Origin of the sequence: Actinomadura sp. BRA 177 (assembly GCF_013372625.1) — a bacterium.
Taxonomy (GTDB): Bacteria; Actinomycetota; Actinomycetes; order Streptosporangiales; family Streptosporangiaceae; genus Spirillospora.
On record NZ_JABXFD010000187.1, the window covers coordinates 1 to 8,323 of the forward strand.

Annotated in this window: 7 protein-coding genes; 2 read left to right on the top strand and 5 right to left on the bottom strand. The window is 72.0% G+C overall.

What is annotated here, in order from left to right:
- Both HUX53_RS06390 and HUX53_RS06395 read right to left on the bottom strand, forming a co-directional pair.
- On the bottom strand, window positions 1–1,099 hold a 1,099-nt coding region (locus tag HUX53_RS06390), incomplete at its 3' end, for an FAD-dependent monooxygenase (protein ID WP_176402235.1).
- 202 nt (window positions 1,100–1,301) lie between these two features.
- Window positions 1,302–2,876: an acyl--CoA ligase family protein gene (locus HUX53_RS06395; RefSeq protein ID WP_176402236.1), complete on the bottom strand. Its 1,575-nt coding sequence runs from the start codon at window positions 2,874–2,876 to the stop codon at window positions 1,302–1,304.
- A gap of 127 nt (window positions 2,877–3,003) precedes the next feature.
- Between HUX53_RS06395 and HUX53_RS06400 the strand changes: the two genes are divergently transcribed.
- A complete protein-coding gene (locus HUX53_RS06400) occupies window positions 3,004–4,161 on the top strand; it encodes a pyridoxal phosphate-dependent aminotransferase (RefSeq protein ID WP_176402237.1) in 1,158 nt (385 codons plus the stop codon).
- Here the strand turns inward: HUX53_RS06400 and HUX53_RS06405 are convergent.
- Together HUX53_RS06405 and HUX53_RS06410 are read right to left on the bottom strand one after the other, a co-directional pair.
- Entirely contained in the window at window positions 4,158–5,021 is an 864-nt protein-coding gene (locus HUX53_RS06405; protein WP_176402238.1) for a hypothetical protein, read from the bottom strand. The two genes, HUX53_RS06400 and HUX53_RS06405, sit on opposite strands and share 4 nt — an antisense overlap.
- Before the next feature lie 49 nt (window positions 5,022–5,070).
- A complete protein-coding gene (locus tag HUX53_RS06410) occupies window positions 5,071–6,225 on the bottom strand; it encodes a cytochrome P450 (RefSeq protein ID WP_309237080.1) in 1,155 nt (384 codons plus the stop codon).
- Window positions 6,226–6,310: 85 nt separating this feature from the next.
- On the opposite strand from HUX53_RS06410, the gene HUX53_RS06415 reads away from it, so the two are divergent.
- Window positions 6,311–6,835 (top strand): hypothetical protein, encoded by a 525-nt coding sequence (locus HUX53_RS06415; protein ID WP_176402240.1) that lies wholly within the window; start codon window positions 6,311–6,313, stop codon window positions 6,833–6,835.
- On the opposite strand, the gene murA is transcribed toward HUX53_RS06415, so the two are convergent.
- A complete protein-coding gene (gene murA / locus HUX53_RS06420; protein ID WP_176402241.1) occupies window positions 6,832–8,133 on the bottom strand; it encodes a UDP-N-acetylglucosamine 1-carboxyvinyltransferase in 1,302 nt (433 codons plus the stop codon). The two genes, HUX53_RS06415 and murA, sit on opposite strands and share 4 nt — an antisense overlap.
- Window positions 8,134–8,323: the final 190 nt, after the last annotated feature.

Consider the following 8,323-nt stretch of genomic DNA (forward strand, 5'->3'; position numbering starts at 1 on the left):
GTAGTGCGTCGCCGCCGCGCGCCACCCGCAGCCAGCGCGGCTCGGCGAGCGCGAACCGCAGCAGCGCGCCGCTCCCCCGCAGCACCTGCCGCCCGACCGGATGGCGCTCTTCGTGGTAGCTGTCGAGCAGCCACGACGGCGCCCAGCCCCACAGCTCGGCGGCGAGCTTCCAGCCGAGGTTCGCCGCGTCCTGTATCCCGGTGTTCATGCCCTGCCCGCCGGCCGGGGAGTGGACGTGCGCGGCGTCGCCGGCGAGGAACACTCGTCCCGTCCGGTATCTGGGGACCTGCCGTTCGTCGCTGTGGAACCGGGACGTCCAGCGCGGGTCGCGGATGCCGTGGTCGGTGCCGAGCGCGCGGCGGACCACCTCCCGCAGCTCGGCCATGTCGACGGGTTCGGAGTCGGCCGCCTGGTGGTGCCGGTTCCAGGCGATCACCCGGTACCAGCCGTCGCCGAACGGGGCGATGAACGCGAAGGCGTCGCCGACCGCGCCGATGGTCAGGACGTCCTCGGGCTCCTCGTCCAGCCGGACGTCGGCGAGCATCACCGACCGCACCGCCGCCTGGCCGGGGAACGGCAGCCCGAGCTCGCGCCTGACCGTGCTGCGGACGCCGTCCGCGCCCACCACGTAGGACGCGCGCCGCGTGCCGGTCTCACCGTCGGCGGTCCGCACGTCGACGTCCACGCCGCCCGCGTCCTGGCGGAGCCCGACGACCTCGGCGCCGTGCACGATCTCCGCCCCGGCGGCGAGCGCCCGCTCCTTCAGCACGCGTTCCGTCTCGTACTGCGGCGTGACGAGGACGAACGGGAAGCGTCCGGGCAGCCGCGACAGGTCGAGCGCGGTGGAGCCGAGCAGCCGCAGCGCGCCGACGCGCCGCCCGGTGGCGATCAGCTCGCCGGCGAGGCCGCGCGCGTCCAGCACCTCCAGGGTGCGGGCGTGCACGGCGAACGCCCGCGTCAGGTTGCTCGGCGCCTCGGCGCGGCGCTCCAGCACCGTGCAGCCGATGCCCGCCGCGGCCAGGTCCCCCGCCAGCAGGAGCCCCGTCGGGCCCGCCCCCACGATCAGCACGTTCCCGGTCGGCCTCCCGGTGGGCGCCATCACGCTCCCCTCTCGACGGACGGCCGGCGGCCCGGCCCTCGCGCAGGAACACTTCCCAGGAACCGCCCGTCCTCACGCTGCCGGAAGGCCCGATGCGGCAAGGGCACTCAGCCCTGGACGCGACTCTCCCGCCCCGCCCGTGAGCAATGTTCATCCTCGGCGGGTGCTGTCCTGCGGGCGGCCGATACAGGCCGGATGAACATCACTCATCCTGCTCCCGCAACTGGAACTTCTGGATCTTGCCGGTGGACGTCTTGGGCAGCTCGGTCACGAACTCCACCGAGTCGGGCGCCTTGTACCGGGCGAGGCTCGCGCGGACGTGCTCGACCAGTTCCGTCCCGGTCACGGCGTGCCCGTCGCGGAGGACGACGAACGCCTTGGGACGCTCGCCCCATTTCTCGTCCGGCACGGCGACGACGGCGACCTCCAGCACGGCCGGATGCGAGTCGATGGCCCGCTCGACCTCGACCGTCGAGATGTTCTCGCCGCCGGAGATGATGATGTCCTTGGACCGGTCGCGCAGCTCGACGTAGCCGTCCGGGTGCCGGACGCCGAGGTCGCCGGAGTGGAACCAGCCGCCCCGGAACGCCTTCGCGGTGGCCTCCTCGTCCCGGTGGTACTCCTTCATCACGTTGTTCCCGCGCATGACGATCTCGCCGAGCGTCTCCCCGTCGGCCGGGACGTCGTTCATGCCGTCGTCGACGACGCGCAGGCCGTCCGTCTGGATCATCCCGACGCCCTGCCGGGCCAGCAGCCGGGCCCGGTCGCCGGCGGCCAGGTCCGGCCAGCCGGGCTGCGGCTCGCACACCGAGTACGGCCCGTAGGTCTCCGTCAGCCCGTACACGTGCACGATGTTCGCGCCGAGCTTCTCCATCTGCCCGATGATCGTCGGGCTGGGCGGCGCGCCCGCCGTCGTCACGGTCAGCGGCCGCTCCAGCGGATGCGCCTCCGCCGCGTTCGCGATCGTCACCAGCACGGTCGGGGCGCCGTTGAGATGCGTGACGCCCTCGGTGTCGATGAGCCGCCACACCTCCCCGGCGACGACGGCGCGCAGGCACACCTGCGTCCCGCCGATCGCGGCGAGCGCCCACGGCGTGCACCAGCCGTTGCAGTGGAACATCGGGAGCGTCCAGAGGTAGACGCTCTCGGGCGTGTGCCGCGAGTGCATGACCTCGCCGAGCGCGTTGAGGTAGGCGCCGCGATGCGTGTAGACGACGCCTTTCGGACGTCCCGTGGTGCCGGACGTGTAGTTGATCGAGATGGCGGCGTTCTCGTCCCGGACGTCCCAGGGCAGCGGATCGTCCGAGCCCCGGGCCAGCAGCTCGTCGTACCCGATGCCGCCGACCGCCGGGTCATCATCGGCCCCGGCCGCCGGGACCGTGACGACCTGCGGCAGCCCGTCCGCGATCGGCGCGACGGACGGGTGCAACCCGGCGTCCACGACCAGCGCTTTCGCCCCCGAATGGTCGAGGATGTAGCGGATCTCCTCCGGGGCGAGCCGCGTATTGATCGCGACGAGCACGGCCCCGGCCAGCGGCACGGCGAAGTGGGCCGCGAGCAGCTCGGGGACGTTCGGCGCCAGATAGGCGACGCGGTCCCCGGCCCCGATCCCGGACGCTTTCAACGCGTTCGCGAGCCGCGTCACCTGCCTGGCCAACTCCTCGTACGTGGCGCGGCGGTCACCGTGGACGTAGGCGGTCTTGCCGGGGAACACCTCCGCCGACCTGCTGAGGAAGGCGAGCGGCGTGAGCGTCGTGTAGCCCGGGCCGTTGTCCATCGGGAGCCTCCGGTGCCGTCGGATGTGGCCTGCGTCTCAAGGATCCCATGCACCTGGTCCCCCGGCATGGCACGGAGGCGGGGCCATGCCGCACCCTGGAACAAGATCGGCGACAAGGAGGGCGAGCATGACCGTTTCCCGGCTCCGCGATATCCCCGGCATCGGCGTGGACGAGATCGGCGACGCCGCCGACGCCGCGTCCGACCCGGAGTTCCTGCGGCTGGAGAACCTCGACACCGACGTCCGGCCCTCGGCGGCCGCCCTCGCCGCGACCCGCGCCGCCGTGGACGACGACGATGCCAACAGCTACCTGCCGTTCCAGGGGCACCGCGCCCTGCTGGAGGCCGCCGCCGCGCACGTCGGACGGATCGCCGGGCGCCCCTACGACCCCGGCACCGAGTGCGTGAGCGTCGCGGGCGGCCTGAACGGGATCACGAACACGCTCCTCGCCACCGTCGAGCCCGGGGAGGAGGTCGTGCTGTGCGACCCGATCTATGCCGGGCTGGTCAATCGTGTTCGTCTCGCGGGCGGTGTGCCGCGTTTCGTCCCCTGTTCGGCTTCGCCCGGCGGGTGGACGGTCGATCCGCAGGCGCTGGCCGATGCCGTCGGCCCCCGGACGGCCGCCGTGCTCATGATGGGACCGGCGATGCCGACCGGACTCGTCCTGGACGAGACGCACTGGACGGCCCTCGCCGACGCCCTGGAACGGCACGACGCGTGGCTGATCTACGACGCGGCCATGGAACGCATCCGTTTCGACGGGCGTCCGCCGGACCACCCCGCGCGGATCTCCGGCCTAGCGGAACGGACGATCACGGTCGGGTCGGCGTCCAAGGAGCTGCGGCTCATCGGATGGCGGGTCGGCTGGGTCACGGGGCCAGCGGAGATCCTGCACGACGTCCGCCTCGTTGGGCTGACCAACGTCGTCTGCCAGGTCGGCATCGCGCAGCGGGCGGTGGCGACCGCCCTCGCGGCCCCGGACGCCGACGCCGACGTGGCCGCCGCGACCGCGATCTGGCGGGAACGGTGCGAGGCGATCCTCGGGCAGCTGTCGTGGCTGCCGGTCGTCCGGCCGGACGGCGGCTGGTCGCTGCTCGTCGACTGCCGGCCGCTGGGCCTGTCCCCCGCCGACCTGTCGCGGCGGCTGTTCGATCGAGGGAAGGTCGCCGCGACGCCGATGGACGGCTGGGGACCGTCCGGGGGGCACTATCTGCGGCTCGTGTTCGCCAACGAGCCGGTGGAACGGCTCGGCGACCTCTCCGAACGGTTCCGGCGAGCGCTCTAGGCTGCTGCGTTGCGGGTCAGGATGGAGACGGCCTTGACGGTCGTGTAGCCGCGCCATTCCAGCTCGGCGGCGGGCGAGTAGCTGGCGAAGTCGACGCGCCATCCGCCGTCGTCCTGCTGCTGGTCGTCGAGGCGCCGCAGTTCGGCGTTCACGATGTCGTCCTTGAAGAGGTCACGTGCCGGACGTCCGGGATAGGGGGCGAAGTCCAGGGGCCGCATCATCTCGTCCTCCAAGCCGCCTTGGACGTGCACGAGACCGTTCTCAGGGATGTGCCTGCCGAGCAGACGTAGGGTTTCGTCGTCCTCTATGGCGTCGGCCAGCCAAATGGCGAAAGCCAACTCCAGTGCGTGTAGCTCGCCCTTCTTCCGGACAGTGTCGAGGCAGTAGCGAGTCGCACGGTCGAGCCAGGGGTGCTTGGCGACGGCCTCATCGTGGACGGCGACACGCTGCGCCATGGCCGCGACAACGGCGGTGATCTGCAGCGAGGACGTCAGCGTGTCGGCGCCCGCCCAGAACGGGGCACATCCAGCCGGATCGGGCATGGGCAGCGCGAACGGGATGCCGCCGTCCGGAAGGGTCACGGACTCCAGCCAATCGCAGAGCGCGACGGCTTCGGGCGCGGTGACAGGGGCCAGTTCCTCGAAGACCTCGAAGGCGTGCAGGGCCGGGCCCGTTTGACTCGTCCGCGACCGAAGATCGGGTTCGAGTCCGTATCCGTAACCGCCGTCGGGATTGCGGTAGGCGTTCAGCGCGGCCGAGAGCGCGGCCCTGTCGCCCGCCCCGGTCAGCAGCTCGAACCGGCGGCGATCCAGGGTCCGCGCGTGCATGGCCATGAAGTCGGATGCCTTATCGATGTCCATGCCTCCAGCCTGACCGCCGGACGCGCACCCGTCTTGTAGGTTTCGGCCATCACCAGGTAAGGACCAGCTCCTCGGGGCTCCGGTGGATCAGGCTGGGCAGCATCTCCGCGGGCTCCTCGAGCCGCAGGCCCGGCAGCTCGCGGGTCAGCGTCTCCAGCGTGATCCGGACCTGCTCGCGGGCCAGCTGCGCGCCGGGGCACGCATGCGCACCATGCCCGAACGCCAGATGCCGGGCGGGCTTCCGGGTGATGTCGAACTCGTCGGGACGCTCGTGGGCGCCCGGGTCGCGTCCGGCCGCGCCGAACGCGACGAAGACCTCGGCGCCTTCGGGCAGCTCGGTCCCGGCCAGCGTCACCGGTCGGGTGGCGACCCGCCGGAACCCCTGGATCGCCGCGTCGTACCGCGCGGCCTCCTCGACGGCCGCCGGGATCAGCTCGGGCCGCCCGCACAGCAGCTCCCACTGCTCCCGGTTCCGCAGCAGATGCAGCACGGCCGTGCCGATCAGCGCGGTCGTCGTGAGATGCCCGGCGAGCATCAGGTTCTGCAGGTTGGAGACGAGGGTGCCGTGCGGCTCGATCGCGCGGGCCATCTCACCGCACAGATCGTCCTCGCCGGTGCGGCTCTGCACATGGGCGTCCAGTACCCGCTTCATCCCGGCGACGGCATGGGCCGCCGCGACCTGCTCCTCGGTCTCCATCTGCCGGAACACCAGGTCTTCGGCCCGGTAGCTTCCCTCGACCAGGGCGGGCACGTCCGCCGGGTCGAGGCCGAGGAGATGTCCGATGACCTCCCCCGGCAGGACGCGCGCGTACCGTCCCATCAGCTCGACACGGTGATCGTCCGCGAACGAGGCGACCAGTTCCCCGGCCCTCGCGGTGATGAACGGGACGACGGCCGCGACCCGCTTCGGCGACAGCCCGCGGGTCAGCGGCTCGCGCACCCACCGGTGGTCGTCGCCGTCGGCGGTGAGCACGACGGGCCGTCCCGCCGGCAGCGACCGCAGCACCTCGACCGCCTCCGGCCCCGGGATCACGTCCGGCTTGAGCGCGTTCGCCGACGAGAAGGTCTCCGGATCCCGCAGCACCGTCCGCGCGTCCGCGTGCCGGGCGACGAGCCAGGCGTCCAGCTCGGGGACGAAGGTCAGCCCCTGGGTTTCGCGTGCGCGGGCGTAATGGGGATAGGGATCGCTCCGGTCGAAGTCCACGATCGTCCCTCCGCAGGTGATCAACCCAACGTAGTGGCCGGAAAAGCACATGCGTACCGCGTACGGCGCGGCCTAGCCTGGCCACATGGACGTGAGTTTCGAACGGACGGGCGAACGCCGGTACGCGACCGTCGTCACCCTGCCCGGACGGCATCCGCGCCGGATGGACCCGGCGCCCGGATTCGACGAGCACATCCCGCACGACCTCGTCCACTACCTGACCGAGGCGGAGCTGGGCCTGGCGTCCGGGGTGTTCGGACGCGCGGCGGCGGGCGGCGGCGGCTTCGCCGAGACGGTCGAGACGCCGGGCGATCCGCGCCGGCGAGCGCGGGAGCAGCGCCGGGCGAAGAAGCGTGAGTCGTCCCTGAGCGCGGCCGACCGTGGCGACATGGCCAGGTCCGAGTACTTCGCGGGCCTGTGCGACCTTGCCTGGCGGCGCCGGGCCGGGGCCTCGACACCCGAATGGGCCCGCCGGAAGCAGATCCCGCCCGAGGACGCCGCCACGGTGAACCGCATCCTGGACCGCCTGGACGAGGTGGCGCCGCTCTGGCACGACCTCCCCGTCGGCGGCGCGCTCACCTTTACCTGGCCGGGGTCGGACGTCCGCTAACCCTCCTGGAGCGCCAGCCCCAGCGTCCGGAACTGCTCCACCGGCCGGTGGTAGCCGCGCTCGATGTGGTGGACGCCCCTGAGCGTGGACGGCCCTTCCGCGACGGCCGCCGCCAGCACCGCCGAGAACCCGGCCCGGATGTCGGGCATGGTCACGTCCCCGCCCCGGAGCTTGGTCACGCCCCGCACAACGGCCGAGTGCAGCGCCGCCGTGTCGTGGTACCGGCAGGCCGGACCACCCAAGCAGGTGTCGTAGACCTCTATCTCGGCGCCCATGCTCTGCAGCGCCGGCACATACGCGAGCCGGTTCTCATAAACGGTCTCATGCAGCACCGACATGCCCTCGGCCTGCGTGAACAGCACCATCAGCGGCGTCTGCCAATCAGTGGCGAACCCCGGATGCGTGTCGGTCTGCACCGCCGCGGGGTGCAGACCGTTCGGTGCGGACGCCATGATCCAGTCGTCGGTGATCTCGAACTGTGCGCCCATCCGGGTCAGCGTCGTGATCGCGGTGACGAGCCGGTCCTGCGGGCACCCGTGCACCCGCACCTCTCCCCGGGTGACAAGCCCCGCCACCAGGTAGGAGAACGCCTCGATCCGGTCGCCGTCCAGCCTGGTCTGCGCGCCGCTCAGCCGCTCGACGCCCTCGACCACGATCCGCCGGTCGGGTGCGAAGGAGATCCGCGCGCCCATCCGCTGCAGGAACAGCGCCAACTCGACGATCTCCGGCTCCATCGCCGCGTTGCGGATGACGGTCTTCCCCTGGGCCCGCACCGCCGCCAGCAGGACGGTCTCGGTCGCCCCCACACTGGGATACGGCAGTTCGATGCGCGCACCCACCAGCCGCGACGCCCGCGCGTGGATCCCGTCGGCCGCATAGGTCATCTCGGCGCCGAACGCCCGCAACGCCTCCACATGGAAGTCAACGGGCCGCCTGCCGATGGGATCGCCCCCGACCAGCGGAACGAACGCCTCACCCGCCAGATGCAGCAGCGGCCCCAGCATCAGGATCGGGATGCGGTTCAGCCCGGTGAACGCCTTCCCGACACTCGGGTCGGCCACCGGCCCCGGCACGATCGTCACGTCGCCGTTAGACCGCTCCACCGTCATCCCGACGTGCTCAAGCATGCCCGCCGTTATGCCGACCTCGCCGACGTCCGGGGCGTTGCCGATCGTGCTCGGCCCGTCCCCCAGCATCGCCGCGACCATGTGCTTGCTGACCGCGTTCTTCGCCCCCCGCACGGTGACGTCCCCGCGCAGCGGCCCGGACGGCTCGATCCGCCAAAGCTTCTCAGTCACCCGTGCAGCCTACGGCGTCCCCGCCGGCCACCCGCCAGATTCTTCACAAACCCGCTCCTTGCGGACGACCTCCGCCCACACGCAGGTGTCCCTTTCCCCGCGCCGCACTCCCCACCGCTCCGCGACCGCCTCAACGACTGCCCCTTATACACCTCTCCGAGCCCACGCGCCGGACTCCTACCCCGTATGC

Excerpts from the sequence above, each read along its gene's own strand:
- HUX53_RS06395 (WP_176402236.1), bottom strand. The coding sequence starts at position 2,876 with ATGGACAACGGCCCGGGCTACACGACGCTCACGCCGCTCGCCTTCCTC.
- HUX53_RS06400 (WP_176402237.1), top strand. The coding sequence starts at position 3,004 with ATGACCGTTTCCCGGCTCCGCGATATCCCCGGCATCGGCGTGGACGAG.
- HUX53_RS06405 (WP_176402238.1), bottom strand. The coding sequence starts at position 5,021 with ATGGACATCGATAAGGCATCCGACTTCATGGCCATGCACGCGCGGACC.
- HUX53_RS06415 (WP_176402240.1), top strand. The coding sequence starts at position 6,311 with ATGGACGTGAGTTTCGAACGGACGGGCGAACGCCGGTACGCGACCGTC.